The organism is Ralstonia sp. TCR112, assembly GCF_007997035.1.
Lineage (GTDB): Bacteria > Pseudomonadota > Gammaproteobacteria > Burkholderiales > Burkholderiaceae > Ralstonia > Ralstonia edaphi.
Genome location: NZ_VOSS01000229.1, coordinates 1 through 1094, shown reverse-complemented (window position 1 = coordinate 1094; position 1094 = coordinate 1). Strand labels below are relative to the sequence as shown.

2 protein-coding genes are annotated in these 1094 nt (G+C 66.4%); both read left to right on the top strand.

Features of this window, described 5'->3' with window-relative positions; all coding sequences use genetic code 11:
- The first annotated feature begins 112 nt into the window (after positions 1-112).
- On the top strand, positions 113-562 hold the full coding sequence (locus FUT88_RS27020) for an FAD-dependent oxidoreductase (protein WP_410003902.1): 450 nt from the start codon (positions 113-115) through the stop codon (positions 560-562).
- Positions 481-1094 (top strand): NAD(P)/FAD-dependent oxidoreductase (locus FUT88_RS27015; protein WP_261797300.1); only part of this gene is annotated, 614 nt, incomplete at its 3' end. The genes FUT88_RS27020 and FUT88_RS27015, both read left to right, overlap by 82 nt.

Sequence of the window (1094 nt, the reverse complement as noted above, 5' to 3'; positions counted from 1 at the left end):
CGACCGCCCACCTGATGACGCGTTCGATGACCGGTACTACAACATCGAACGCCATCTCGGGCGCGACGCCGCACGGACGATCGCGCAAAGCCACACGGCAGCCGTTGCACGGATGGAGGCCATCTGCGCAGCGGAGTCCATCGCCTGCGACTTTGCCCGTGTGGATGGCTACCTGTTTGCCGAATCGGCGGAAGAGGACGAGGTGTTGACCGACGAACTGGAAGCCGCACACCGCGCGGGGCTGACCGACGTCACACGGGTGAGCGACGTTCAGACCGGCCGCGTTGCGCTGCCATCGGCACTTCGCTTTCCGGGCCAGGGGCAATTGCACCCGCTGAAGTACTTGCGCGGGCTCATCGACGCCATCGAGCGTCGCGGCGGCAAGATCCATGGCAAGACGCAGGCAATGGACGTGGAGGACGGCCGCCTGTGGTCGTGCGCACGGCCGGCGGGGCACGCATACATGCCGACAGCGTTGTCGTGGCCAGCAATACACCCTTCAACGACTTGTTTGCCCTGCATACCAAGCAGGCGGCATACCGCACCTTCGTGGTGGGCATGAAGGTACCGCGCGACAGCGTGCCGGTCTGCCAGTTCTGGGACACGCTCGACCCATACCACTACGCGCGCATTGCGGGCGACCTCGGCCCCGACGCCCAGCTCCTGATCGTTGGCGGCGAAGACCACAAGGTCGGTCAGGCAGACGATGCCGACCGGCGGCTGGACCGCCTGCGCGCATGGACGCGCGAGCGCTTTCCCGTGGTCGGCGAGCCCATGTTTGCCTGGTCCGGCCAGGTGATGGAGCCGGTGGATGGCGTGGCCTTCATTGGACGCAACCCCGGCAACCACAACGTCTATGTCGTGACCGGCGATTCAGGCAACGGCATGACCCACGGCGCCATCGCCGGCGTGCTGATTCGCGATCTCATCACCCGGCGCGACAACGCCTGGGCCGACCTTTACGACCCATCGCGCAAATCGCTGACGGCTGCACTCGAATACGCGCGCGAGAACGCCAATGTCGCGGCCCAGTATGCAGACTGGCTGGGCTCCGGCGCGGCCACAGCGCTGGACAGCATTCCCTCGGGCGGGGG

Bases quoted from the DNA above. Each gene is read 5' to 3' on its own strand.
- FUT88_RS27020 (WP_410003902.1), top strand. From the start codon at position 113: ATGGAGGCCATCTGCGCAGCGGAGTCCATCGCCTGCGACTTTGCCCGT.